The sequence below is a fragment of the Rhizobium acidisoli genome (assembly GCF_002531755.2).
Classification (GTDB): domain Bacteria; phylum Pseudomonadota; class Alphaproteobacteria; order Rhizobiales; family Rhizobiaceae; genus Rhizobium; species Rhizobium acidisoli.
On the sequence record NZ_CP034998.1, the window covers coordinates 3,260,623 to 3,287,500 of the forward strand.

The window sequence follows — 26,878 nt, forward strand, 5'->3', positions numbered from 1 at the left end:
TATTCTGGTCGGGGGTTGAGACGGCGGTCGGGGCTGCAAGGCGGGCTGCTCCGTGCTTTTCCCCTCAGCCCGGCCGTCTTCTGAAGACGCCGGCAGATCCGTCTGCGTGGCTGGACAGTTGTTGCTCAATGAGACCGGACAGACGATCGCGGAATACGGCTGAGGAGAATTTCAGCGAATGCGCGCGGATTGCATGCGGATCGATATCGTCCTCGACCTCTTCGAAGGCTGCCATCGTTTCCAAAAGGGCTTCCGTCGTCTGCTCAGCGAAGCGAAAGCCGACCTGCGGCGCGGATACGGTTTCCCGCGCGCCGCCCGCATCGAAGGCCAAAACCGGCCGTCCTGATGCCATCGCTTCCACCGGCAGGATGCCGAAATCCTCCGTGCCCGGAAACAACAGGGCCCGGCATCGCGACAGGTGGTCGCGCAGCACGTTGAAGGGCTGATGGCCGAGAAACTTAACGGTCGGCCCGGCGATCGACTTCAGGTAAGGGAGCTGTTCACCCTCGCCGATCACCACCAGTTTCCGGCCGGCCTCGGTGCAGGCGCGCACGGCGATATCCGGCCGCTTGTAGGTGGTCAGTTGTCCCGCATAGAGGTAGAATTCACCTTTCCCCTTGCCCACGGCAAAATCCTCGGTCGCAACCGGCGGATGGATGACGACGGAGTCCCGGTCGTAGAACCGGCGGATGCGGCTTGCGACATATTCGGAGTTGGCGACGAACACATCGACGCGTGAGGACGTCGTCACGTCCCAGGCGCGCAGCATGGGCGCAGTAATCGACATCAGGGCACGTCCCACCCAGGGCAGGCCATGGCGATAGACATGGAACTGATCCCAGATATAGCGCATCGGCGAATGGCAGTAGCAGACATGCAGAGCGTCGGCGCGTGTGATGATGCCTTTGGCGGGGCCGGATTCGCTCGACAGAACCAGGTCGTAATCCTGCAGATCGAACTGCTCGAGCGCAAAGGGCATCAGTGGCAGCATCTTGGTGTAGTGCCGCTGCGCGCCGGGGATCTTCTGCAGGAAGGACGTGCGGATGTTGCGCGTTTTCAGAAAATCGCTGATGCGATCCCGATTGCAGACGAGGGTGAAGATGTCGGCCTGCGGAAACATCCGGCACAGCTCTTCCAGAACTTTCTCGCCGCCGCGCATCGAAACGAGCCAGTAATGCACGATGGCAACACGAGGTTGCCCGCTCTCTTTTGAGGTTCCGGCCTCGGTGACGCGTCTTTTCGCCATGACGGGCGCATCGGTCAGAAATGCCCTCGCGTCGGGGAGAGAGGTCGCTGCTTTAAGGGTCAACTGAATACTCCTTGTATCGCCACACCGTCTGCCGGCTCGGAAACTGCATTCGTCGAAATCAGGCTTTGGTATTCGGCAAGAAGCGCATCGCGCCATTCCTCGTGTGTCGAGGCAAGATCCGGCGACAGCCGGAAGGCCCGCTCGCTCATGGCGCGGACCTCTTGCGCGGGCATTTGACTGAATCGCGTCAAAGTCTCGGCAAAGGCGCTTTCATCGGCCGTATCGCAGGCAAGCGCCATGCCGGCTCTTTCCATTTCTTCGGCGAGAAAGGCGCTGCGCGACATGATGACCGGCAGACCGCTCCTCGCCGCTTCGATAGCGACGAGACCGAACGGTTCGGGATAGCGCGAGGGCATCAACAGCGCACGCGCCTTGCGGATGATCGGGCCGATCTCCGCATGCGACTGCCAGCCGACCGCCCTGACGTGATCTCCCGACGCTGCGACCCGCGGCATCAGCGGCCCGTCGCCGATCACGCAGAGCCTGACACCGGCTCGGCGCGTAGCGGCGACGGCGTCGTCAATGCCTTTTTCCTCGTCCAGCCGTCCGATGAACACGAACTCGTCATTGGCTTCCGCTTCGATGCGGCTGATGGAGAGTGGAGCGACGGGATTGCGGATCGTCGTCAGCCGTTCGGGCCGATAGCCGGCGCCGACGAGAAAGCTCGCCATCTTCTCATGCAGCAGGATGATCCGGCCGAATTCGGCCTGCCCCTTCAGGAGCCGGAGGATATTCGAGCCGCGGGCGACCCGCCACAATTTGTGCGAATAACTTCTCTTGTCGCAGGCCGTCGCAATGCAGCCTCCGCCAAGCGGGCGTCGCAGGCAGATTTCCTGCGCCTGATAGTCGAAGAAGGCGCCGTTGGGGCAGGCCGTGAAGAAATCATGCGCGTGAACCACACATCGTCCGGCGACCGGCGCCAGCGCCTTGAAAATCGCGGGAGACAGGATCTGATGCCAGCCATGCACATGGTAGACGGTGTTGGCGGTATCGTTTTCGGCAATCCAGTTCGCCACCATGCGGACGGCGGCGCCATTGTGAATGCCGGTGACGAATGCCTTCGCACGCTCGGCGCTGAGCAGGTCGCGGCTGTTCAGCCCGACCATCGAGACGCCGAGTGCGGCAAGCTCCGCATTGGCCGCGTCATCCCCGCTAATATAGGTCACGGGGATGTCGAGCCCGCGAAAAAGCTTGGCAGACAATACCGCCAGGCCTGTCGCGCCGCCTCTGGCCACCGAATAGTCGTCAATGACGACCACGCGATCGATCTTTGCCGTGCGGGGGCCGGGAAAGCGGCCAATGCTTGCAGTGGATCGGAGGCCCTCGGAAAGCGACGGGCGCATTACTTCACCAAAACCGCGCCGTTGGCACAGGCTTCTAGCGCCTTGCGGTTGAGAATGCGGATCTTGCCCTGCCCCCCGTCGATGATCTTGCCTTCCCGCAGGCGCCGAAGGCATTGATTGACCTTCTCGCGCGACGCCGGCAGCGTCGCGGCCAGGTCATTTTGGGAGATGATCAGTTCGTCCCCGCTGTTTACAGCGTCTTTTCCATAAACAGCCGAAAGCCGCAGCAGTGTGCTGGCCAGTCTCGACTGCAGGCTCGACGCCGCATTCGAAATGATCCGGAGTTCAAGCTCCGAAATACGCGCCAGCGCCCTGGAAAAGACCTTTTCGCGGAAGGAGGCATCGCTGGCGTACATGTCGCGCAACAGGCGACCTTCGAAGAAATGCAGCTCGCAGTTGGAGCCGGCTCGGTATTCGAGACTCAGCGTCTGCCTGCGCAGAACCTCGAGCTCGCCGATCAGGCCTGATTTCGGAATGATCTCGACAATGAATTCCCTGCCGTCGGGCAGCATCGTGCTTGCGCTGACCACCCCGGAATGCACGCGCGCGAACATATCGATCAGGACGCCGGCCCCGGCAATGACCTCGCCGCGCCGGAATCGCCGGACGCTCGACCGGCAGGAAAGAAATTCATCGTCAAGCACGATGCGGCTGCCGAGATGAATGCCGCCGCTCGCCGATATCGTCGGTTTGCCGATGCCGGCCCTGCGGTCTGATGCGTGCGTCACCCCGTCCATGCGCATAACTCCAATACTCGAATAGCGATAAGAATGCTGCACTGCATCATTTATATTACCTTAATATCCAAGTCAAATAACATCGCCGAGAGTCAACGTAAATAATGAGATTACAATTAGTTGAAAGCAAAAAAATACATCATTTGTCGCGTTAATAACCTCGATAAGATCAAATAAAGCCCATCTGATGGAAATTTGCGCTTATTAAAAAGTCTTGCCGATTAAAAAATATCATTAATCCTAATGACGATATCATAAATATAGATGTATCTGCGCGCCTTAACCACGATTTGGTAGTTTATATCCTGATTTAGAATGACAATAATTTGCCGGACGCCACGATCGGATCTCTCTTCTGCGATTTCGTAGCATAAAGTATTTATTAAGGATTATGACTTTGGTAACAGACAACAAGAGTGCGGCGCAGCAAACTTTGAACGGTTCTTAATCGGAAAGTTTTGGAGACCCCCAATGGCATGGGATGCACATAGTTTCGAGGCATGGTCGCGTGTCGGACGGCCTGCGAAAGACGGCGACCTCCATGCGTCCCGGCCTCGTGCAGCGGGCAGATCGGTCAAGCGCGCGCTCGACCTTCTGTTGGCGATCACCGCCCTGATCCTGCTTTCCCCGCTTCTGCTGCTCGTCGCAATGATCGTGAAATTCTCCGACCGCGGCCCGGTCTTCTATTCCCATACGCGCATCGGCTTCAGCGGAGCGCCGTTCGGATGCCTCAAGTTTCGCACGATGAGGACCGATGCCAGCGCGCAGCTCGCCGAATTGCTGCAAAACAGCGCGGCTGCGCGCAGCGAATGGGAAGCGACGCGCAAGCTAAAGGATGATCCGAGGATCACCACCGTCGGCGACATTCTACGACGGTCGAGCCTCGACGAGCTCCCCCAGTTGTTCAATGTCCTGCGCGGCGAAATGAGCCTGGTCGGCCCGCGGCCGATCACCGCTGAAGAATTGCCGCGCTACGGCGAGCACATCTGGGCCTACATGGCCGTCCGTCCTGGACTGACCGGTCACTGGCAGACCAGCGGGCGCAACGATGTCAGTTATGAACACCGGGTTTCCCTCGACGTTCACTACCTCAATAACTGGTCGCTCGGCCGGGACTTGATCATCATCGCCAAGACCATCCCAGCTCTGTTTTCGCAGCGTGGCTCGTACTGAGCATTAAAGGGGAAAGCTGCCGATCATGTCCGTCGGAAGATACGCTACCCCTTCGTCCTCTCCAGGCTGCCAGTATCTCGTAACTCCGTAATCTCGCCATTTTGGATTAGGACGACATGACCTCAAGCACGATCTTCAGCGGTGTTTCCCCGATATCCCTGCCTGCCGCCGCAGCCGCTGGCGGGAACTCGCCGCTGACCCTGCGCGACATGCTGTTTTTTCTCAGAATGCGCTGGCTATGGATCTTGGCCACGACCTTTGCCTTCCTTGTCATCGCCGGCAGCTACCTTCTCACCGCCGCGCCGACTTATGTTGCCAGCACGCAACTTGTGATCTTCCCTCAGGTGAACAGCTCCGAAGCTCAAAGAGCCTTCGCGGAAGACGCATTCATCGAAGGGCAGCTGGAGATTGCCAGATCAAGCGATGTCGTCGACGGAACAGTAAGAGCGCTCGATCTTGATAGCGATCCCGACTTTGTCGATTGGAAACCTTCGCTTCTGGACAAGTCGAAGGACTGGCTTCTGGGAGTTTCTGCTCAAGTGGATACGGGGCAGGAAGCGGCAGGCATGAGAGCGAGTGATACGCCATCCAGACCGCGGACGGAGCAGGAACAGCTCCACGACCTGGCGATTGCCACGTTGCAGAACATGATGGCCTTACGCCGGATCGGGAATTCCACGATCATCGAGATATCAGCCGCAGCGTCGACCCCTCAGAAGGCGGTCGCCATCGCCGATACGCTCGCCAGGCAATATATCCAGAAGAATATCGCAATGAAGGCCGATTCCTCCCGGCAATATAGCGACTGGCTGGAAAAATTCGTGAGGGAGCAGCAGCGCGGGCTCGCCGATGCCTCCAGCGCCTTGAACACATTCAACAGCAACCCGCGCGATCAGTTCAAGCTTGCGGAGCTGCAGAGCGCGACCGATGCCCGCCGCACCCTTTATGAAAGCACGCTGACCCAGCTTACCGAGGCCAAGCAGCGCATAACCTACCCCGTATCCGACGCCACGATCGTCTCGCGGGCCACGCTGCCTCTTTCGAAGGCGAGGCCGCGCAGCACGCTCATCATCGCCTTTGCCGGGGCGGTCGGCCTCGGCGTCGGCCTGGCGCTCGCCATGGTAAGGCACGCCGGCGACCGCCGGATCGTTCGTCCTCAGCAGATCGCGGATGCCGGGGGAGTGTCCATCGTCACCTTGCTGGCAAAATCGAAGCAGAACCGCAATGGGCATCCGGCCGGCGTCTTCGCCACCGACGCGGGCAGCATCGATACGGCCACCTATCCTGTTATTCCCGGCATGGCGGAATTGAGCGCAACCGTCGTCGGTCTTCGGCGCAAACGCCGAGTCGTCATCGGAATCGTCGCCGTCGATCCCGGCAGCGGGACATCGACCATTGCATGCGAACTGGCAGTGCTGTCATCGATTTCAGGGGCGCACACACTGCTCATTGATGCGGCAGCGCAGAATTCCTCGCTCAGCAAATCGATCGCGCCTGATAGTTCCACGGGTCTCGTCGATGTGCTCGACAATGGCGAACTGATCCGGACGGCGGCGTTGCCCCTCACCCCGACCCTGAAATTCCTTCCGCTCGGCAAGGTGGAAGCCGTGACGCCGGCCGTTCGGCTAAGCTCCCGCCGCACGCAGTTGAGCTTCGCCGACCTGAAAAGGGAATTCGACGCCATATTCGTCGATATTTCCGCCTTCTCGACTTCCCCCGACGCCAATGCGATCGCGCCGGAGCTGGATGGCGTCCTCGTCGTCACCTCGCATGGGCGCACCTCGATCGACGATACCGTGCGCGTCATCGAGACCATGCGCAATGTCGGCGGCGAGATCCTCGGCGCGGTCATCAACCATGCACCGAAGAGAATAGAGTCATGATCTCACCTTCGGCCGGAACAGCAAGACAGGGCCGTCCATTGCGAATTGCCTTAGGGATCGCCTCGGCGGGCCGCCCTTCGATATTGCGGGAGACGATCGATTATCTCACCGGCCTGCCGGATCAGGCGGAACGGCTCATCGTCTGCGTGCCCGTCGTCGAGGACGCGGCCGGGCTTGCCGACCGCCGCGATGTGGACGTCATCGTCGGCAGCCGCGGCCTGACCGCCCAGCGCAACAGGATCATCCAGGCCGCTGCGGCTGATACGGACGTTCTGATCTTCCTCGATGACGACTTCATTCCCGCCGCGACTTTCCTGTCGCGCATGGCGGCCGTCTTTGCAGCAAAGCCGGACGTGGCAATCGCCACCGGCGAGGTGCTGGCCGACGGCGTCCTCGACGGGGGCCTCAGCATGGCGAAGGCCTTGGAGGTTCTCCATACGGCAGGCGAAGGCGCCGAGCATGTGGCGGATGTCTACAACGCCTATGGATGCAACATGGCGGTTCGCCTTGCGCCCGTTGTCGAGCACGCCCTGGCCTTCGACGAACAGTTGCCGCTTTACGGCTGGCTCGAAGATGTCGATTTCAGCAGATCAATCGCCCGCCACGGCCGGTCCGTCTATGTCGAAGGCGCCCGCGGCGTGCATCTCGGGGTCAGATCCGGACGCCAGCCCGGCCGAAGGCTTGGCTATTCGCAGGTCGCCAATCCTGTCTACCTGATCCGCAAGGGTACGATGTCGAAAGGCCGCGCAATCGCGCAGATTGGCCGCAACATCCTGGCCAATATGTCGGGCGCCCTGTTGAAGGACCGGCTGATCGACCGGTGGGGACGTTTGAACGGCAATCTGCTGGCGCTATCCGATCTTCTTGTCGGTCGCGCCTCTCCGTCCCGCATTCTCGAATTCGGCACTCAGTCGCCGCGCGAAATGCCTTCACCGTCGATCGCAACGAAGCGGAGATAGACCAATGCAGCCTACATCCTTGTTCGATCGCCTCGTTTCCGCGGCACTCGCCTTGCTGGCATTCACCTGCCTGACCGGCTGGAGCGTCGCCCACGCGCAAACATTCACTCTCGTGCCGGAAGACAAGGTCAGACTGCGGGTCGTCGAATGGCGGTCGTCGGATTCCCGCTATGCCAGCTGGGAGGCCCTCGATGGCGTCTATACCATCGACGATGCCGGCAACCTGTCGATCCCGATCGCTGGCCACCTGCAGGCGAATGGAAAGACGACCGAGCAGCTTGCCGATGCCGTTGCCAGCGCGCTGGCGGAAAAATCCGCACTTCCAGGCAAGCCGTATATCGCCCTGGAGATTGCCGAGCATGCGCCGATTTTCGTGACCGGAACCGTGCAGACCCCCGGCCGCTATCCGTTTGAACCCAACATGACGGTGATGAAGGCCGTCAGCATCGCCGGCGGCTTCCTCCGGGAACGCGAGGACAACACCTATTTCGAGCGCGACCGGATCCAGGCTGCCGGCGCCTACCGGACGGCCGTTATCAACCGGCGCGATCTCCTGATGCGGCAGGCGCGGCTGCGCGCCGAGATCGCCGGCCAGCAGAGTTTCGAGATCCCCGACGAACTGGTGGGAACGCCCGACGTCGACAAGTTGAAGGCACAGGAATTGAACCTGATGCGGTTGCGGCGCGTCGATATCGACAGCCGGATCGAAGCGGCGAATGACCTGACTCGCCTCTATGGCCAACAGGTCGAATCGCTTACGGCGAAGATCAGTTCGCAAAAACGGCAGATCGACCTTGCCCAGAAGGAACTGGACAATGTCAACAGCCTGGTGAGCAAAGGCCTCGTCAGCAATTCCCGCCAAGTCTCCGTCGATCGCTGGGTGGCGGATGCGCAAGGCACCTTGATCGATCTCGAAGTCGCCCTGACCACGGCTCGCCAGGGCCTCAGCGAAGCGGACCGTTCCAAGATCAACATCGTCAACAGGCAGAACAGCGAAAACCAGGACCTGCTGAACCAGGTCAATCTCGCGATCGGCAGGGCGGCGATCGATATCCAGGTAGCCCAGCTCCTCGGCGAACAGGCCGGCTACGACGCTCAGCTCGCCCAGATCAACACGGACGCGCCGGGGCTCGGCCGGGCAAAAAAGAACTACAGGATCGTGCGTCGCAACGACGACGGAACCTCCCGCGACATCGTGGCGGACGAGCAAACCGCATTGCTGCCGCATGACCTCGTCGAGGTCGGCCTGGCCACGGCCCCTCAGGCGCCATCCTCGTCGCCACAGACAGCACCGCAGAAACAGAGTTCGGCGGTCCCGTCATCCGATGTGGCCGGAGACAATCGCTCCGCTCCCGGCTGGATATCCCAGACCGGATCGAATTAGGAGGCGATTGTGATCATCGACGACAGCCGGCGGGCTTTCGCCTCGCACATCCCGCCGAAAGCTGGATGCCACTTTCCGGCAAATGCCAGGCCTCGGCCGCTCACCCTTCTGCTCGGGATCTGAAGCATGTCGATAGAGCCGATCGGTTTCGTGGTTCTGCTGCTTGGCGTGCTCAGCATGCTGAACGGCGCGCGTTTTGCCATCACCGCCCTTTGCCTTTCGACGTTGCTCGGTGCCGCAGCGGCTCTGCAGTTGCCGGCGCTTGGCGGCAGCAGCATCCAGCCGAGCCATCTTCTGGTGCTCTTTCTGGTCATGACGGTCCTGCTGCGCCCGGTTCAGATGCAGGCGACGCTCGCCAGCATTGCCTATCCCGGCCCCGGCTTCTGGTTTGCCTGCTACATCCTGTTCTCCGTGGTGTCGTCCTTCTTCCTGCCCCGTATTTTTGCCGGCGCGACCCTCGTTTATTCCTCCGCCAGAGACCCCTCGGGGATGATGTCGACGGTAGCGGCTCCACTGGCTCCGGGTTCATCCAATATCAGCCAGTCCGTTTATCTTCTCGGCGACCTCGCCTGCTTCGCCGTCGTCGCCGGACTTGCCCGGCTGGGATATGGACGTTTCATCGCGCAGCAGCTGATCGTCGCGTCGATAGCGTGTTTTGCCTTCGCGCTGATCGATCTCGCAACGTTCCAGATCGGCCAGGCCCAGCTGCTCGATATCATCAGAAATGCGAATTATACGATGCACACGGCCGAGGCCATCCACGGTTTCAAGCGCATCGTCGGCCCCTTTCCCGAAGCAAGCGCTTATGGCGCAGTCGCATTGGCTTATTTCGCCTTCACGCTCATGCTGTGGCTGGAGCGCGTCCAAAGCCGGATGGCTGGGTTGGCAACGCTTCTTATCGGCCCGACCATCGTGCTCTGCACCTCGACAACCGCCTATGTCGCGGGCGTCTTCCTTGTCTGCATGTTCGTGTTGTTCTGCCTGAAACGACTGATCGGCGGTTCCGCCACGACCCCGCACATGACTTTCCTTGCGATCACGCTGTTCTTCATCCCTTGCGCCATCACCGCGCTCAGCCTTGTCCCCGATGCGTGGAATTCCATCGCCGGTCTCCTGACCACCACCGTATCGGACAAGCTGCAATCGCAGTCCGGCGAAGAGCGCACCGCCTGGAACACCCTGGCATTGATCGCATTCGTCGATACCGCCACTTTCGGCGCCGGATTGGGCACGGTTCGAGCTTCCAGTTTCATCGCCGCATTGCTGTCCAATGTCGGATTGACCGGCACCGCCCTGTTCGCCGTCTTCGTGTACAGCCTGGTGAGGGCAGCCGGTCGGTACAAATCCGGCGACCGGGAAACCCATGCGATCGGAACCGCCGCCGTGATGGCATCCATCGCACAGATCGGCTCCGCAGCGATATCGGGAAGCGGCACGGATCTCGGTTTGCTGTTCAGCACTTCGGCGGGGCTGGCCGCGGGCTGCTTGGCCGGAGCCTATGTGCCGCAGCATCGGGCGGCCTCATCGCCTGCGAACCGGCGTCCGCTGGAGGCATCGGCATCTCCTTTGAGAGCGCCGATGTATTCAGCGCCATGACGCCCGCTCGGGACTTTCGAGATGGCGCTAAATGGCAACCTGGCGCAGCCGGACACGGGCGAACACGGGTTCGCGGCCGCTCGGCCGCGCCGCATCCTCCAGGGATTGCCGGTGAAATCAGGCCGCTGGTCGCAAACGATCCCAGACCGCGATCCAGGGAAGGATCGGCTTCAGCTTCCGTCTCAATGTCAGCTCTGCTGACGCTCGCTGGCGGCAGAGACACTGTCTGGGGAATTGCTCTGCCGCAGTCTGGCATTGCGCCGCAGGATACCCGACAGGAAGACGCCCGTGAGATAGCCGATCTCCATCAGCACGAGGATCGCGATACCGGATCCGATCGCCGGTACGGTGGAGGACCCGCCCACGAAGGCTACGCCGCCGAAGCCGATTGCCACAAGCATTGCGAAGATTGCGAAAGCCCAGGCGCGGATGCAAGCACCGGCAGCTATCGAAATCACGGCGGCAATCAGCGCGGTGATCAGCATTCAAATACCTCTTCTCGCTGCAGCCCGACATGCGCCCCGGCCCCCATCGTCGTGGCAGGGGAGAAGATATCGAAACGCAGCGTCATCGCAGGCAGGGCATTCTTCATGGTGAATATCTCAACAATGAAACACACGAAAATCGCCGGCAGCCGGACGCCGATCAGCCAACGACCGAGACTGCATCTCGGCAATATATACCGGACCGGGCTTTCATACGACAGGCCCTTCGGCTCAATCAACAACTGTTCCCTCGACTTGGAAGGCGACAGCGATTTTGCGCTGTTAAGGACGATCGGAAAGGTGAAGACATGAACAATCAGTGCGTCGTCTACGTTACAGATGTCGAATATTCATTTCCGACTATTCTCTCGGCGCTGCAGGCTCGCAAATTCGCAAGCCCCGCGACCGATGTCTGTGTCCTCATGTCGGAGCATCTCGATAATTTCTACGAACTGAGATCCCTGCTGGCAACGAGCGGGGTCGACTTGATCGATGCGACCGAAGCGCTGCAGGATTCGCTCGGCAAGCTCGATGGATCGCATTTCCAGGGACGTATCAGCGTCAGCACCATGGCCAAGCTGGTCCTTTGCGAGATCCTGCCTGCCAACTATACCCAGATCATCTACCTCGATGGGGACACGCAGATCGTCAGCGATCTCGGCGGGCTCGAAAATGCGGTTGTGCCCGAGGGCAGGTTTTTCGCGGCGCGCGATTACACGGCGATCCATGACTTTCTCGACACCGGAAAGAACAGCCACTATTTCAACGCGGGGGTCTTGAAATTCCACCGCAACGGCTGGATCGGACAGGAGGCGCTTGAGCTTTTTGCTAGAAATCCAGAGGCCTGCGAGGGCAAGCACGATCAGGGCGCGTTGAATTATGTCTGCGGTTCATCGCTCATCCTCGTATCGAACCGCTGGAACTTTCCCAAACAGTTCCTTCATCTGGTCAACATGTCCGCCCTGTCGATCGTCCATTATATGGCGCATCCGAAGCCGTGGCATGGCACCTTCTTTCCCTGGACCGATCGGGAAAGCCAAGTCTATGTCGACCTGCGCAAAGCGCATCCGATTTATAACTCGCTGTATCGCGGAATAAGCTTCGATCGTAAGGCCCTGTATAAATACCGGTCGATGCGGGCACGCATCAAACACGCAATCGAGGCGAACGGACCCAATCCGCGGGTCCAGAGCCTGCTGGTTGGCGATTACGCCGTGTAATGCATTGTCGTCAGCCTGGGGTGAATAGCCGCGTGACTGATATCGGCATCGCGGTCGACGCTTGGATTGCAGGCGGATGCGCAACTATTCATCTCTTAATTGCAGGATGGATAATGGTCAGGACAGAATATGAGTTATAGGGCTTCCGCCGCCAGTATCTCGCATTACGCAAAAGCCCGCCTGCGCCGCTCACTCAAGGCTCGGCAGGTTCGCTACGACCTACTGCGCAACGGGCTCAAGCAGGCGCGTCACGTTGTCATCTGCGTCATCCGCGACGAGGGCCACCGGCTGGCATTTTTCCTCCAGTATTATCGCGATCTCGGCTTCGAGCACTTCATCTGCATCGACAACGGCTCGACAGATGGCACGGTCGAATTGCTGGCCGGCTTCGACGATGTCTCCCTTCTTTCTGCCCACGGATCCTACAAGGCGGCGAGATTTGGAAACGACTGGATCAACGAAGTCATCAACCGGCATTGCCAGGAGAAATGGGTTCTCTATGTCGACGCCGACGAGTTCCTGGTCTATCCGCATTGCGACACACGGCCGATCGATCAACTGACCGCCTATATCGATTCCACCGGCGGCCATTCGCTGCGCTCGGTGATGATCGACATGTACAGCCCGCATCCCGTTCTCGAAAACATATGCGAACCCGGCCGCAATCCGCTTGAGGTCTGCAATCTCTTCGACCGGTCCGGCTATGTCGCGCATTTCGACGAACGCAACTGGACGATCTGGATCAAGGGAGGTGTTCGTGGCCGGGTGTATTTTCACGACCGGCTCTGGGACGGTCCCGCGCTCAACAAGATCCCCCTCGTCTATATCGAAGGTGAACGTCTTTTTCTCAAATCATCGCACCAGGTCTGGCCGCTCTCCCTGAATTTGGGCGATATGCGCGGAGCCCTCGGCGTCTCTGGCGCCCTTCTGCATTTCAAGTTCCTGTCGACCTTCGCTCACAAGGTTGCCGATGCGGCGCACCGGTCCCAGCACACGGAGGAATATGCGGTATACTCCTCGAGCAGGGACAAGGATGATTTCGTCTACGACGATACGGGCACCTACCGCAGCTGGAAGGATCTCTCCGATCACGGGCTCATTCAGGGTGAAGGCTGGAAATACTGGAAGAATGCCTCCGAAAGCGAAGTCTAAAGCGCGTCGCGATCTTTCGGATTCGCTCCTTGCGCTTTAGGTCTTTGCTTTTACGCATGTCGTTATCGTAAAACCGCTGCACACTTTTACGCGACATGCTTTAACCCATATTATCGGGAAGCCGCTTCAGCCGCCGTCAAACACAAGCCCCGCCGAGGCGGGTTTTGTCGAGGCTTTCGCGGCCGCATTCTTTCGTCGAGGCACCCTCAAGCGATGGCCACACCATCGGCGTAGGCTTCCAGCGCCTTCCGATTGAGAATGCGGATTTTGCCCTGCGTGCCGTCGACCACTTTGCTTTCGCGCAAACGCCGCAGGCATTGATTGACCTTTTCGCGCGACGCCGGCAGCGTTGCCGCCAGGTCATGTTGGGAGATGATCAGCTCATCGCCGCTATGTTGCGCATCCACTTTGTACACGGCAGAAAGGCGCAGCAGCGTCCGGGCCAATCTCTGCCTCAGGTTCGATCCGGCGTTGGAAATGATCCGCAGTTCGAGTTCGGAAACACGCGCCAGCGCCTTCGACAGGATCTTCACCTGAAATTGCGGATCGTTCGCACACAAGTCCCGCAGCAAACGACCATCGAAGTAATGCAGTTCGCAGTCCGATAAGGCGCGATATTCCAGGCTGAGGGATTGCTTGCGCAACACCTCCAATTCGCCGATCAAGCCGCCTTTTGGAATCATCTCCACGATGAACTCCCGTCCATCGGCAAGCGGCGTACTTGCGCTCACCATTCCGCGCTGGACGCGGGCGAACATGTCGATGGCGTCCCCGGCGCCGGCGATCACCTCACCCCGGCGAAACTTTCGAACACTCGAACGGCAAAACGGGAACTCGTGATCCAGATCACCACGGCCGCCGTATATGACATCTGCAGGCCCTGAAGTAACCGCTTCACCTACTCGCGCCGCGCCTGCGCCAGTCTTGTTATCTCTGATGTTAATCGCTCCGTCCATAGACGCAACTCCACGCAGACTAATTTAGCTATTACTATTCGGCGACATTCGTAATTCATTAAATTATAAAGTCAAATGATAATAATATAAAGTCATCATCTGGATTTATACACAAATAGTGAATGATATTCACATTAATATATAACAAAATCCATATTCAATTTTAACTTATCGAGCGATCATAAGCCATGGCTGGATTTTTATACGTTTTATGACAATCTCCAAAATGAAGCTTAGATCCACAAAATAGAAGAACAATATCGTCTCCTTCTCATTAATATTAATAACATTTTGTTTATGCATCCCCAAACGCAAACAGTATCTTAAAATTTCGAAAGAAGATCTTTGGGAAATAAAGAATTTATTCACCATTATGACCTCGGTCACAGACATTAAACCTATAATGAAACAAGCTTCGGGTGGTATTTCTGGGATTCGCCCAACGGAGACGCGGATGGCGGGAAAAAATCAGGGCATCAACCCAGCTGACCCCTGGCGGCGTAGCACCGGGGTGCGAAAGGAAGGGCGTCCCTTCAATTCGTCAAAATCCCATACAATCAGCAGAATTCTGAAGCGCGCGTTAGACCTTGTCATTGCGGCATCTCTTTTATTTCTTCTGTCGCCGCTCCTTCTGTCGGTAGCAGTCATTATAATGCTCAGCGATCGGGGCGCCGTTTTCAATTCCCATCGGCTTATCGGCTATAAGGGAAAAGAGTTCGGTTGCCTCAAGTTTCGGACGACACGATCCGACGCAGCGGCCAGCCTGCATGCGACGATCGTCGGCGACATCCTGACGCGATCGAGCCTCGACAAGCTTCCGCAACTGATCAACGTGCTGCTTGGGCAGATGAGCCTCGTCGGGCCTCGCGCCATTGCCAAGGAAGAACTGCCCCGTTACGGCGAACACGCCTATGCCTACGTCGCAGTCCGTCCCGGCCTGACCGGTCATTGGCAGATCAGCGAACAGGTCAGTTATCAGAATAGAGTTTTCCTCGACGTCGAGTATCTGCGCAATTGGACACTCACGTTGGATTTCATGATCATGGCAAAGACTATGGCGGCCCTGCTTTCCAGGCACGCTTTACTGCCCAAAACGGACCTGTAGGGTCGTTCGGTTTTCCCTCATACCTCGTAGCATTATCCGTGGGGGCGTTTGCCGGTCATAGGAGCGCGCTCGGCAACAGAGTTCCTTTTCCGGCGCTTTTGCATATGCTCCCACAACGAGTAGGCGAATAGACCCGCCAGATAGCTCACTTCCATCAATACAAGCGCTTGGAGGCAGTAGGCGATCGCATCCGAAAAGGAGGAGCCTTTCAGCAGGATCACAGCACCCAAGGCAACGACCAGCAGAAATGCAAAGGTTGCAAAGGCCCAGGCGCGAATGGTCGCTCCAGCAGCGATGGAGATGGCAACCACGACAAGCGCGCTCTTCAGCATTAATCCGCTCCTCTCTTCACACCTCCTTTAAGCCGCCGGCTGCCTCGATGACATGGCAAAAGCTCAAAGTCGAAACGAAGTTCGATTAAAGTATTTTATCTATTATTGTTAAAATATTCCTAAGGCCCGCTCAGTAAGCCGACCGAACCAAGTGCAGAATATTCGACTATTCATCCGACAGGGCCGTTCTATCGTCCGGAATCGAGAGATGCTTGCGGCATGCAGCAAGATGAATGCACGTCATCAGCAACTGTGCAGCAAGTCTCCTCCTTACCACGACAGGTGATGGTCCTCCCCCGACAATCGACCACGGTTCAACGAAACAGGGCTCGCCGGTGAATGGCGAGCCCTGCTGATGTCCGGCATCGATAAGGCTATTTCGAGACTGCGGCGGCCAATTGCCGTCTTGCGCCGCGTTGGAGGCTGAAGTTTTCAAGCCAAGTAACTTGTTTCCTCAATTTTAACGCCGGCTTTTCGATGAATCTCCACGAGAAGGCGGCAAAGCAAGTCGCAACGATGCTGCAGACAATGCCATTCAACCACCAGTTATGCGCCCAAGGTCCGAGCGCTACGAACGCCTGTTGAATGGGATAGCCGTAGAGGAAGACGCCATAGGAATAGTCGGCCCCACTGAGAATGCCAAGCTTGCGGGGCGAGGTCAGGCCGAGGAAGACCGTGACATATCCGATTGCCGGAATGGCAATGAAATCCCCGAAGGAAGTGAACCAGTAGGCCCATAATATGATTGCCGCCGAAGCAAGGAAAATCCTCACATCCCAGAGAATCTTGTCCTTGTAGAGATAGAAGGTCACCCCCACCAGAAACGCGCAGATCAGCAGATTGCCCGACGTGGTCGTGGGCATGGTTGCCCAATCGCTCTCATGTTTCCAATACCTTGCGATGCCAAAGCTGATGATCAAAGCCGGCGTTGCGATCAGGGCGATCACCCGCCGCCTGACCACGCCGAGCAGAAACAGGGCGGCGATCGCGGCATAGCACTCAAGCTCGAAGGGCACCGTCCAGAGCTGCCCGTTGACCATTGCGGCGTCGGGATTATCCAGGAATACGCCGGGGAGATTGAAGTGGATGTGGCCGGTGACATTCAGCAGATAAGTAAAGAACTGAGGATCTGTGAAATAGTCACTGAGGTCATACTCTGTATAGATCGCTCCGAGTATAAAGGCCGCCAGCAATACCTCCACCGCAAGCGCAGGGTAGATCCGGATAAATCGGTTGCCGAGAAAGGAGATCAATGTCTTCGACCGTTCAAGACTGCCAGCCACCAGGAATCCGCTCAAGACGAAGAACATCGGCAGCACTGATTTGATGACAGGACGGAAAGGTGACTCCCAGAGAAACAGGTCATCGCCGTATGTGACGCGGGCCGTATGTATCCAAAGTACTGAAAAGGCTAACAGTAATCGCATATAATCGAATCCTGTCGGTCGCCCTTTCGCTAGATCAAGCTTTTCGCCGAGAAACATCTGTGGCCCTTTCAGAAGTATTGACTCGATTTGGATTGGCAAGCTGTCGCCGCAGAGCAGCGGCGGCATGATTGCCGGGTCGGGACCGCGTGTCAGTGACCAGAGCGACATTAGGAAAAATTGAACGAGAGAGCGCCCCTCTCCCGAAGACGAGGCAACTGACCACAACCCAATCGCCCTGCGCTTTCCGCGGCGCCTGCGACGGTTGGAGTTGGACCAGGCGATCGGGCGGCGAATTCAAATGAGGAAACCATGAAATTTCTGGCCAGCCTGTTTTTTATTGTTCTCGCCTTTATCGGATTGGGCCTGATAGGAGGCGGCGCCTTGCTGCTCAGCCTCGGCGGCTCGCCCTATTACGCGATCGCCGGGCTTGCCTATCTGGCTGCCGCGCTTCTGCTGTGGCGCCGGCAGATGTCAGGTGCGCTCATTGTCCTGCTTGTCGCCGTTCTCACCCTTCCCTGGGCACTATGGGAGTCGGGTTTCAATTTTTGGGCGCTCTTTGCGCGTTTGATGTCCCCCATCGCGCTGGCAGGCTTTTCACTTCTCTTTGCGCCGTCGCTGTCGCCAACCGCCAACCGGAAACTCTTCTATGGCGGCACCCTGCTTGCGGCCATCTTGTTCGCGGCGGGTTTCAGTCTTGCTTTCACGCCGCATGGGCTGATCCGCCCTTCCGCCGATATCCCCGCCTACAAGACCGCCAAGGGCGACAACTCACCCTCCGACTGGACATCCTATGGCCGCAGCACGGCCGGAGATCGCTACTCCCCATTCGATCAGATCAACCGCGGCAATGTTGCCAAGCTCGATCTTGCCTGGACATACCGCACCGGGAAAAGCGATGGCGCCGATCAAAACACGCCGCTGCAGATCGGCGACACGATCTACACCTGCACGCCGACGGACGTGATCGCAGCACTTGACGCAGATACGGGCAAGCCACGCTGGACCTTCGATCCCAAGGCAGCGGCGCCGTACTGGCAACGCTGCCGCGGCCTCGGTTACTACAGGATGCCATCGGAGGCCCAATCGGCCGACGGCCTTTGCAATGAGCGTCTGGTGCAGACGACGATCGATGCCCGCCTGCTGGAGATCGACAGCAAGACCGGCGCGCCCTGCAAGGGCTTCGGGGACAATGGCACCGTGCAGCTCTCCCAGGGCATGGGTGAAGTCAAGTCAGGTTACTATTTCCAGACATCGGCACCGCTGATTGCCCGCAATCTGATTGTCATCGGAGGCTGGGTCATCGACAATCAGGAGGTAGGAGAACCCTCGGGCGTCATCCGCGCCTTCAATGTCGTTACCGGCGAGCTCGAATGGGCATGGGATCTCGGCAATCCCGAGATCACCAAACTCCCGCCTGAGGGCCAGACCTATACAAGGGCCACACCCAACATGTGGACGACGGCGGCATTCGACGACAAGCTCGGCCTCATCTATGCACCGCTCGGCAATACCACCCCGGATTATTACGGCGTCAATCGCCCGGCCTTCGCCGATCAATACAATGCCACCTTGGTAGCGCTCGATGTCACGACGGGACGGGAGAGATGGAAGTTCCAGACCGTGCATCACGATATCTGGGACTATGACCTGCCGGCCCAGCCGGTTCTGCTCGACCTGCCCGATGGCAATGGCGCCACCGTGCCGGCTCTCCTGCAGACCACCAAACGCGGGCAGCTTTTCCTGCTCAACCGTCAGACCGGTGCACCGCTTGCCGAGGTTCAGGAGAGGCCGGTGCCGCAGGAAGGCGGCGCGCCGGGGGAGAAATTGTCTCCGACGCAGCCCTATTCCGTCGGCATGCCGACGATCGGTGCGGAACGGGTGACGGAGCAGACGGCCTGGGGACTGACGATGTTCGATCAGCTGGCATGCCGCATCGCCTTTCGAAAGATGCGCTACGACGGCGATTTCACCCCGATCGGCCCGCAATATGCGATCCAGCAGCCGGGAAATCTTGGCGGTCTCAATTGGGGGAGCGTGTCGGTCGACCTGCCCAACAATCGGGTCTTCCTGAACGATATCCGCGTGCCCAGCCTCTTCGCACTCATTCCACGCGGGGAGTATGTCGATTTTGCCCTCACCACGACTGCGCACGGCCCCTCCGCCCCGCAGCGCGGCACGCCCTACGGCATGGCCACCGAAATGTGGACCTCGAGGCTCCGCGTTCCCTGCACGCAGCCGCCCTTCGGAACCGTCACCGCAGTGGATCTGAACACGCGCAAGATCGCATGGCAGGTCCCGGCCGGGACCGCCGAACAGCTCGGGCCGTTTAAGATCAAAACCAATCTGCCGATGCCGATGGGCCTGCCGAGTTATGCCGGTACGTCTGCCACCGCCGGAGGCGTCGTCTTCTTCGCCGGTTTCCAGGACTATTACATCCGCGCTTACGACGCAGAGAACGGCGATGAGCTCTGGAAATATCCCCTGCCCGTCGGCTCGAGCGCCACGCCGATGACCTACGTCTCGCCGAAAACCGGCAAGCAATATGTGGTGATCTCGGTTGGCGGAGCGCCATATTCCAGGGACAACAGCGACTACGTGTTCGCCTTTTCTCTGAAAGACGAAGATTAGCGCCGCTGCCGGTCACACTGTGCTATTTTGGTCCGATGAGGAACTGAGGCTACGAGCGTGACGCGAAAACTGGCGGCGATCCTGGTCGCCGATGTAGTCGGCTACAGCCGCCTCGCCGGTGCGGACGAGGATCGCATCCTGGCGCGGCTGAGAACCTTGCGCAGCGATCTGGTCGATCCCACCATCGCCGTGCACAATGGCCGTATCGTCAAGCGCACCGGCGATGGAAGCCTCATCGAGTTTCGCAGCGTCGTCGACGCCGTGCGCTGCGCGATCGAGGTGCAGACTGCCATGGTCGAGCGCAATATCGGCGTGCCTCCCGAGCATCGCATCGAGTTCCGGGTCGGCATCCATCTGGGCGACGTCGTCGAGGAGAACGACGGCGACCTGATGGGCGACGGCGTCAACATCGCCGCGCGGTTGGAGGGAGTTGCTGAGCCTGGCGCCATCTGCCTCTCCGAGGATGCCTACCGCCAGGTAAGAGCGCGACTTGAATGTGCCGTGACCGATCTCGGCAAAGTTCCCCTCAAAAATATCGCGGAGCCGATGCGGGTCTATTTGCTTCAGGTCGGAACCGCCTCGCAGCCGGTGTCGGCACCGCAACCGGGAGAGCAGCCGGCGCCGAGACGGCCTACGGCTGCAGCCGTTCCCGACAAGCCCTCCATCGCCGTACTGGCCTTCAACAATATGAGCGGCGACGCCGAACAGGAATATTTCTCCGACGGGATCAGCGAGGACATCATCACCGACCTCTCCAAGCTGTCCGAATTGCACGTGATCGCCCGTAACTCATCCTTCGTCTACAAGAATGTAACAGCCTCGGTACCTGAGATGGCTAAGGCGCTCGGCGTCCGTTATGTCCTCGAAGGCAGTGTGCGCAAGGCCGGCAATCGCGTGCGTGTGACGGCCCAATTGATCGACGCCAGCAATGGCGGACATATCTGGGCCAGCCGCTACGATCGCGATCTCACCGACATTTTTGCGGTTCAGGATGAACTGACCCAGGAGATCGTCACAGCGCTGAAGCTCAATCTCACCCATGGCGACCAGGACCGCCTGGCCCAGGGGCGCGCCGTGGATGTCAGCGCTTACGAGCTGTTGTTGCGTGGCCGTGAGCAGGCGTCAGCTCATAACCGAACCGGAAATAGAGCCGCCCGCAGCCTGGCGGCAGACGCTCTCGCCGTCGACCCGGACTATGCGGCGGCCCGGGCCCTCATTTCGTTCACGCATGTGCTCGACTACGTCAACGCCTGGAGCGACGATCCGGAGGGTTCGCTGCGGACCGGGTTGGATCTCGCGCAGCAGGCAGTTGATATGGCCGAGGAACAGCCCAACAGCCACTTCGCACTGGGCATGGCCTGCATGTGGAACCACGAGCTCGACCGGGCGCGGGCAGAAGTGCTGCGTGGCCTGGCGCTGTCGCCCAACTCGGCCGAACTCCTGACACTGATGGCGCATATCCAGATATTCGCCGGCGATCCCGCAGGCGCCTTGGAAACGCTCGATGCATCGATGCGGCTTGACCCGCACCATCCGGAACTTCTGTTCCAGTTTCTCGCCGATGCGCGCTTTTCTCTCGGTGAATATCAACAAGCCATCGCCGCGATCGAGCAGCGGCTCCAACAAAACGCGCAATCGGAAACGGCTTACGCCCTGCTGGCATCATGTTATGGCCATCTCGGCCGCGCGGAGGATGCCCGACAGGCGTGGGAGAAGGCGCTCCAGATCAACCCGGACTTCTCCATCGAACGCCGGCGCCGCGTCCTGCCATTCCGAAACCCCGAGGACTTTAACCGCCGCGTCGAAGGACTCCGCAAGGCTGGACTGCTGGTTCCTCTCCGTCAAGGCTAACAGAAACTGCGGCTCGGACCGATGTCGCATCGCCGCCTGTCGGTGGCTGCAGCGTTCATTTTTTCCCGTCTGCCAGCGCCTCTTTCCGCCGGCGACGCGGCAGGAGTGATTTGAGGGACCGCCACATCGGCGAAATGATGTAGCCTGCAACCGGAATTGTGATCAAGCCAGCGACAATACCGACGATGCCGGCACCTGCCGCCTCGACGGTCCAGCGCAGCACCGACGCCAGGACGGGAACGGCGTGGACGGCCACCTCCCCGGCATCATGGATAAGATGCGCCAGGCCGGCCACTCCATAGGCTTCGAGGCCGTGAACGATGATGCCGCCACCGACCCAGATCATCGCAGCCGTTCCAACAATGCCGAGCGCTTTCAGAAAATAAGGCATGCCGGTGACCAGCCCTCGTCCGATCACGCGCAGCAACGGCCCCGTCGGAGGCGCCGTCTGTGCACGCGCCATGATCAGGCCCAGATCATCGGCCTTCACGATCAGCGCTACGCCGCCATAGACCAAGACCGTTATGCCCAATCCAACGACGGCAAGGATGAAGGCCTGCGCGAAGATGCTGCCTAATGGAACCGCGGCGAGCGTAATCGCCATGATTTCCGCCGAGAGGATGAAATCGGTCTTGATCGCACCGGCGACCTTCTCGTCTTCGAGCGATTGCGCATCGAGGCTTGTCGCCTCGAGCGCCGATTCATGGGCGTGGGCTGCATGCGGCATCACCAGTCCGTAGACTTTTTCCACGCCCTCATAGCAGAGAAAAAGTCCGCCGATCATAAGCAGCGGTGTGATCGCCTGCGGTGCGACGAGGCTGAGGATAAGCGCCGCCGGAAGCAGGATCAGAAGCTTGTTCTTCAGCGAACCCACCGCAATCTTGCCAATGATCGGCAATTCGCGTGCGGCCGAAAATCCAGTGACGTAGCGGGGTGTGACCGCCGCGTCATCGATGACGACACCTGCCGCTTTCGCGCCTGCCTTGGCTGCCTGGCCGGCAATATCGTCAAGCGAGGCCGCAGCCACCTTGGCCAATGCGGCGATATCATCAAGAAGGGCAATCAAGCCAACGCTCATCCAAGACTCCGTTGAGAAGACACTCAGCAAAAAACGGAAAACCCGTCATCATCTCGAAGCGACACGTGGCATCCACCCCCGGGAAGATGCCACGCACAGATCGTGACGGCAATGCCGTTATTCGGCCGGCAACGGGCTCAGCCCGCTCTCATCCAGCGGCCGACGTGCCTGGACGCAAAAACGCAAAAACCCGCCATGAGGCGGGGTTTGGGTATCTTGCAATAAGTAGGAGATTTGGTTGCGGGGGCAGGCTTTTCCCCGTTCGGGTCTTAAAACAGTCCACTGGACTGTTTTACCGGGCTTTGCCCGACCGACCGCTCACCCTTCAGGTTATGGTCCGCAGGACGATGAGCTACCATCGCCAGCGAAGATGAAGTCTTCGCGCCAGCGATAATCAATGCTGGTCTATCGGGGAAGATAAGGGAATTTGGTTGCGGGGGCAGGATTTGAACCTGCGGCCTTCAGGTTATGAGCCTGACGAGCTACCGGGCTGCTCCACCCCGCGCCAGCGCAAGTCGTTTGGACTTGCTGAAGTATTGTAACACGAAAGGCCGCTTTGTGAGCGGCCTTTTGACGGCGTTTGCCGTTAGAATTGTTCTGAGAAGATTTAAAGTTGCGCTTTGCAGACCTGGCAGCGACCTACTCTCCCGCGTCTTAAGACGAAGTACCATGGGCGCAGGGGCGTTTCACGGCCGTGTTCGGAAAGGGAACGGGTGCAGCCACCCCGCCATAACCACCAGGTCGGCAAAGCGCAACTTTATGTTTGAGAAGCTGGGGATGAGGCAATAGTCAGCAGCCATTAGGCAGCAGTGACTATTGTCATCGTTTTTTTGAACACGTCTTTGATGCTTGTGATGGGCGAAGGCTGTAGTTGTTCCTACTGCCTCTTGCCTATTCACTTCATCAGCCTTTGGCTGATGAGCACAGTCAATGAGAACGATCAAGCCGATCGAGCTATTAGTACCGGTAAGCTTCATGCGTTGCCGCACTTCCACACCCGGCCTATCAACGTGGTCGTCTTCCACGGCTCTGATAGGGAATACTCGTTTTCAGGTGGGTTTCCCGCTTAGATGCCTTCAGCGGTTATCCCGTCCATATATAGCTACCCTGCTATGCCCTTGGCAGGACAACAGGTCCACCAGAGATATGTCCATCCCGGTCCTCTCGTACTAGGGACAGATCCTGTCAATATTCCTACACCCACGGCAGATAGGGACCGAACTGTCTCACGACGTTCTGAACCCAGCTCACGTACCGCTTTAATTGGCGAACAGCCAAACCCTTGGGACCTGCTCCAGCCCCAGGATGCGATGAGCCGACATCGAGGTGCCAAACAACCCCGTCGATATGGACTCTTGGGGGTCATCAGCCTGTTATCCCCGGCGTACCTTTTATCCGTTGAGCGATGGCCCTTCCACGCGGGACCACCGGATCACTATGACCGACTTTCGTCTCTGCTCGACTTGTCAGTCTCGCAGTCAGGCGGGCTTATGCCATTGCACTCGACGACCGATTTCCGACCGGTCTGAGCCCACCATCGCGCGCCTCCGTTACTCTTTCGGAGGCGACCGCCCCAGTCAAACTACCCACCATACACTGTCCCGGACCCGGATGACGGGCCGCGGTTAGACATCCATGACGATAAGGGTGGTATTTCAAGGATGGCTCCACGGAAACTGGCGTCCCCGCTTCAAAGCCTACCACCTATCCTACACATGCCGACACGAATGCCAGTGTAAAGCTATAGTAAAGGTGCACGGGGTCTTTCCGTCTGACCGCAGGAACCCCGCATCTTCACGGGGAATTCAATTTCACTGAGTCTATGTTGGAGACAGCGGGGAAGTCGTTACGCCATTCGTGCAGGTCGGAACTTACCCGACAAGGAATTTCGCTACCTTAGGACCGTTATAGTTACGGCCGCCGTTTACTGGGGCTTCGATTCAAAGCTTGCACCTCTCCTCTTAACCTTCCAGCACCGGGCAGGCGTCAGACCCTATACGTCGTCTTGCGACTTCGCAGAGCCCTGTGTTTTTGATAAACAGTCGCTACCCCCTGGTCTGTGCCACCCCATCATACTTGCGTAAAATGGGGTCACGCTTCTTCCGAAGTTACGCGTGCAATTTGCCGAGTTCCTTCAACATAGTTCTCTCAAGCGCCTTGGTATACTCTACCTGACCACCTGTGTCGGTTTCGGGTACGGTCTATACGGTGGAGCTATTTCCTGGAACCGCTCCGCTGCCCTGATAATCCAATAAACCAGAACAACTTGTGCAATCCGTCACTACCACCAGGCCCACGAATATTAACGTGGTTCCCATCGACTACGCATTTCTGCCTCGCCTTAGGGGCCGGCTAACCCTGCTCAGATTAACTTTAAGCAGGAACCCTTGGTCTTTCGGCGAGAGGGTCTCTCACCCTCTTTATCGTTACTCATGTCAACATTCGCACTTCCGATACCTCCAGGAGCCCTCACAGGTCTCCCTTCATCAGCTTACGGAACGCTCCGCTACCACGTGTATTGCTACACATCCTCAGCTTCGGTGCATGGCTTCAGCCCCGTTACATTTTCGGCGCAAAGACCCTTATTTAGACCAGTGAGCTGTTACGCTTTCTTTAAATGATGGCTGCTTCTAAGCCAACATCCTGGTTGTTTTGGGATCCTCACATCCTTTCCCACTTAGCCATGACTTGGGGACCTTAGCTGGAGGTTAGGGTTGTTGCCCTTTTCACGACGGACGTTAGCACCCGCCGTGTGTCTGCCGAGTAGTACTCCCCGGTATTCGGAGTTTGGTTAGGATCAGTAAGACGGTGAGTCCCCATAGCCCATCCAGTGCTCTACCCCCGGGGGTATTCGCTCGACGCTCTACCTAAATAGATTTCGCGGAGAACCAGCTATTTCCGAGTTTGATTGGCCTTTCACCCCTAGCCACAAGTCATCCCAATCTATTGCAACAGATGCGGGTTCGGTCCTCCAGTTGGTGTTACCCAACCTTCAACCTGCTCATGGCTAGATCACTCGGTTTCGGGTCTAATGCAACAAACTATATCGCCCTATTCAGACTCGCTTTCGCTTCGCCTACACCTACCGGCTTAAGCTTGCTTGTTACACTAAGTCGTTGACCCATTATACAAAAGGTACGCCGTCACCCTTGCGGGCTCCGACTGTTTGTAGGCATCCGGTTTCAGGTTCTATTTCACTCCCCTTGTCGGGGTGCTTTTCACCTTTCCCTCACGGTACTTGTTCGCTATCGGTCATGCACGAGTACTTAGGCTTGGAGAGTGGTCTCCCCATGTTCAGACAGGATTTCTCGTGTCCCGCCCTACTCTAGGACAATCATGATATCTACGCGTACGGGGCTGTCACCCACTACGGCCGCACTTTCCAGAGCGTTCCACTTTAATCACAATTGCCACTGGCCTGGTCCGCGTTCGCTCGCCACTACTTGCGGAGTCTCGGTTGATGTCCTTTCCTGCAGGTACTTAGATGTTTCAGTTCCCTGCGTTCGCTTCTTACACCCTATGTATTCAGGTGCAGATACCTTATCACAATACCTAGAAACCTGTTTTGTCCTCACGGCCAAAGGCCTGCGGACGGCGCGCCGGATAACCGGCGACGCGCTTTGCGCTACGAAGGAAGTCCCTCGCAACGAAAGCAACAAAACAGATTTTCTAGGTATTTAAGGTGGGTTGCCCCATTCGGAGATCCATGGATCAAAGCTCATTCGCAGCTCCCCACGGCTTTTCGCAGCGTATCACGTCCTTCATCGCCTGTGCATGCCAAGGCATCCACCAAATGCCCTTACGACACTTAATCGTTCTCATTGCCAATGCTCATCATCTCGTTGCCCGCTTCAAAGAAACGGCAACAGACCGGGTTACCTTTTACAACCCAGTCAATCCAACAATGCCATCGACGTGTTCGACAGGTCTGCTTTATTGGAGCTACGCCGAGCAGCCCACTTGCAGCCTGTCTTAAGACCAGCTTCTCGAGATTGGATCCGATACCGCGCGGTCAGGCAACGGTAATCAAGTCGTCCGTCAGATGCTTCATCCCTAGAGATCAAGCAAACAACAACGACCCAGAGCGACAAGCTTCCTTCCTACCTCCAGTCCTTCCCCTATATCCGGCCGGCTAGGCCATCCATAGGATCAACAGAACTGGGCTCGGACGCCGAATTAAACCCAAAAGGGCAAAACCCAACACCTGGAAGCCTCCAGATCAATCTTCTCTTCACAATGTATGCAGAACAGGCATCAGGC

General features: G+C 58.3%; 20 protein-coding genes, 1 tRNA gene and 2 rRNA genes. 10 read left to right on the forward strand and 13 right to left on the reverse strand.

Annotated elements, in window-relative coordinates:
* Nucleotides 1-64: 64 nt before the first annotated feature.
* From CO657_RS16045 to CO657_RS16055, 3 genes are read right to left on the reverse strand one after another with little or no spacing between them, the layout of a single operon-like run.
* A complete protein-coding gene (locus CO657_RS16045; protein ID WP_054182945.1) occupies nt 65-1,309 on the reverse strand; it encodes a glycosyltransferase family 4 protein in 1,245 nt (414 codons plus the stop codon).
* Entirely contained in the window at nt 1,306-2,652 is a 1,347-nt protein-coding gene (locus CO657_RS16050) for a glycosyltransferase family 4 protein (protein WP_054182946.1), read from the reverse strand. The genes CO657_RS16045 and CO657_RS16050 overlap by 4 nt, the downstream gene beginning before the upstream one ends.
* Nucleotides 2,652-3,389, reverse strand: coding sequence for a Crp/Fnr family transcriptional regulator (locus CO657_RS16055; RefSeq protein WP_054182947.1), 738 nt, complete (start codon nt 3,387-3,389; stop codon nt 2,652-2,654). The genes CO657_RS16050 and CO657_RS16055 overlap by 1 nt, the downstream gene beginning before the upstream one ends.
* A gap of 471 nt (nt 3,390-3,860) precedes the next feature.
* Between CO657_RS16055 and CO657_RS16060 the strand changes: the two genes are divergently transcribed.
* Nucleotides 3,861-4,562: a sugar transferase gene (locus CO657_RS16060; protein ID WP_054182948.1), complete on the forward strand. Its 702-nt coding sequence runs from the start codon at nt 3,861-3,863 to the stop codon at nt 4,560-4,562.
* Nucleotides 4,563-4,668: 106 nt separating this feature from the next.
* Here the strand turns inward: CO657_RS16060 and CO657_RS37310 are convergent, their stop codons facing one another.
* The gene (locus CO657_RS37310; protein ID WP_245292964.1) at nt 4,669-4,815 is read right to left on the reverse strand and encodes a hypothetical protein; all 147 of its coding nucleotides are present in this window, start codon (nt 4,813-4,815) and stop codon (nt 4,669-4,671) included.
* Here CO657_RS37310 and CO657_RS16065 point away from each other — a divergent pair.
* From CO657_RS16065 to CO657_RS16080, 4 genes are all read left to right on the forward strand, one after another.
* Nucleotides 4,772-6,445: a GumC family protein gene (locus tag CO657_RS16065; protein ID WP_245292963.1), complete on the forward strand. Its 1,674-nt coding sequence runs from the start codon at nt 4,772-4,774 to the stop codon at nt 6,443-6,445. The two genes, CO657_RS37310 and CO657_RS16065, sit on opposite strands and share 44 nt — an antisense overlap.
* Nucleotides 6,442-7,404, forward strand: a complete 963-nt coding sequence (locus CO657_RS16070; protein WP_054182950.1) for a glycosyltransferase family 2 protein — start codon at nt 6,442-6,444, stop codon at nt 7,402-7,404. The genes CO657_RS16065 and CO657_RS16070 overlap by 4 nt, the downstream gene beginning before the upstream one ends.
* A 4-nt stretch (nt 7,405-7,408) precedes the next feature.
* Nucleotides 7,409-8,788 carry a polysaccharide biosynthesis/export family protein gene (locus tag CO657_RS16075; RefSeq protein WP_054182951.1) on the forward strand — a complete coding sequence of 460 codons (1,380 nt, stop codon included), beginning with the start codon at nt 7,409-7,411 and terminating at the stop codon, nt 8,786-8,788.
* 126 nt (nt 8,789-8,914) lie between these two features.
* Nucleotides 8,915-10,384 (forward strand): hypothetical protein, encoded by a 1,470-nt coding sequence (locus tag CO657_RS16080; protein ID WP_054182952.1) that lies wholly within the window; start codon nt 8,915-8,917, stop codon nt 10,382-10,384.
* Between the two features lie 188 nt (nt 10,385-10,572).
* Here CO657_RS16080 and CO657_RS16085 read toward each other — a convergent pair whose 3' ends face one another.
* Nucleotides 10,573-10,869, reverse strand: a complete 297-nt coding sequence (locus tag CO657_RS16085; protein WP_054182953.1) for a hypothetical protein — start codon at nt 10,867-10,869, stop codon at nt 10,573-10,575.
* Nucleotides 10,863-11,108: a hypothetical protein gene (locus CO657_RS36760; RefSeq protein ID WP_156339781.1), complete on the reverse strand. Its 246-nt coding sequence runs from the start codon at nt 11,106-11,108 to the stop codon at nt 10,863-10,865. Before CO657_RS36760 ends, CO657_RS16085 begins: the two co-directional genes overlap by 7 nt.
* Nucleotides 11,109-11,177: 69 nt before the next feature.
* Between CO657_RS36760 and CO657_RS16095 the strand changes: the two genes are divergently transcribed.
* A complete protein-coding gene (locus CO657_RS16095; protein ID WP_003590442.1) occupies nt 11,178-12,089 on the forward strand; it encodes a glycosyltransferase family 8 protein in 912 nt (303 codons plus the stop codon).
* 129 nt (nt 12,090-12,218) lie between these two features.
* Nucleotides 12,219-13,241, forward strand: a complete 1,023-nt coding sequence (locus CO657_RS16100; RefSeq protein ID WP_054182955.1) for a glycosyltransferase family 2 protein — start codon at nt 12,219-12,221, stop codon at nt 13,239-13,241.
* Nucleotides 13,242-13,447: 206 nt separating this feature from the next.
* On the opposite strand, the gene CO657_RS16105 is transcribed toward CO657_RS16100, so the two are convergent.
* On the reverse strand, nt 13,448-14,197 hold the full coding sequence (locus CO657_RS16105) for a Crp/Fnr family transcriptional regulator (protein ID WP_012558788.1): 750 nt from the start codon (nt 14,195-14,197) through the stop codon (nt 13,448-13,450).
* A 454-nt stretch (nt 14,198-14,651) separates the two neighbouring features.
* Here CO657_RS16105 and CO657_RS16110 point away from each other — a divergent pair, with 454 nt between their 5' ends.
* A complete protein-coding gene (locus CO657_RS16110; protein WP_012558789.1) occupies nt 14,652-15,302 on the forward strand; it encodes a sugar transferase in 651 nt (216 codons plus the stop codon).
* A gap of 32 nt (nt 15,303-15,334) precedes the next feature.
* Here the strand turns inward: CO657_RS16110 and CO657_RS16115 are convergent, their stop codons facing one another.
* Together CO657_RS16115 and CO657_RS16120 are read right to left on the reverse strand one after the other, a co-directional pair.
* Complete coding sequence (locus tag CO657_RS16115) at nt 15,335-15,634, reverse strand: hypothetical protein (RefSeq protein ID WP_003590434.1); 300 nt, start codon at nt 15,632-15,634, stop codon at nt 15,335-15,337.
* Nucleotides 15,635-16,008: 374 nt separating this feature from the next.
* Nucleotides 16,009-17,118 (reverse strand): acyltransferase family protein, encoded by a 1,110-nt coding sequence (locus CO657_RS16120; RefSeq protein ID WP_054182974.1) that lies wholly within the window; start codon nt 17,116-17,118, stop codon nt 16,009-16,011.
* A gap of 252 nt (nt 17,119-17,370) precedes the next feature.
* On the opposite strand from CO657_RS16120, the gene CO657_RS16125 reads away from it, so the two are divergent.
* Nucleotides 17,371-19,689 carry a membrane-bound PQQ-dependent dehydrogenase, glucose/quinate/shikimate family gene (locus tag CO657_RS16125; protein WP_003590431.1) on the forward strand — a complete coding sequence of 773 codons (2,319 nt, stop codon included), beginning with the start codon at nt 17,371-17,373 and terminating at the stop codon, nt 19,687-19,689.
* A gap of 57 nt (nt 19,690-19,746) precedes the next feature.
* Nucleotides 19,747-21,540 carry an adenylate/guanylate cyclase domain-containing protein gene (locus CO657_RS16130; RefSeq protein ID WP_054182957.1) on the forward strand — a complete coding sequence of 598 codons (1,794 nt, stop codon included), beginning with the start codon at nt 19,747-19,749 and terminating at the stop codon, nt 21,538-21,540.
* 55 nt (nt 21,541-21,595) lie between these two features.
* Here the strand turns inward: CO657_RS16130 and CO657_RS16135 are convergent, their stop codons facing one another.
* The 4 genes from CO657_RS16135 to CO657_RS16150 form a co-directional block, all read right to left on the reverse strand.
* On the reverse strand, nt 21,596-22,618 hold the full coding sequence (locus tag CO657_RS16135; protein ID WP_054182958.1) for a DUF808 domain-containing protein: 1,023 nt from the start codon (nt 22,616-22,618) through the stop codon (nt 21,596-21,598).
* A gap of 428 nt (nt 22,619-23,046) precedes the next feature.
* Nucleotides 23,047-23,123 (reverse strand) — tRNA-Met (locus tag CO657_RS16140).
* 121 nt (nt 23,124-23,244) lie between these two features.
* Nucleotides 23,245-23,359: ribosomal RNA gene (gene rrf / locus CO657_RS16145) — 5S ribosomal RNA — on the reverse strand.
* A gap of 195 nt (nt 23,360-23,554) precedes the next feature.
* A 23S ribosomal RNA gene (locus CO657_RS16150) occupies nt 23,555-26,432 on the reverse strand.
* Nucleotides 26,433-26,878 lie beyond the last annotated feature (446 nt).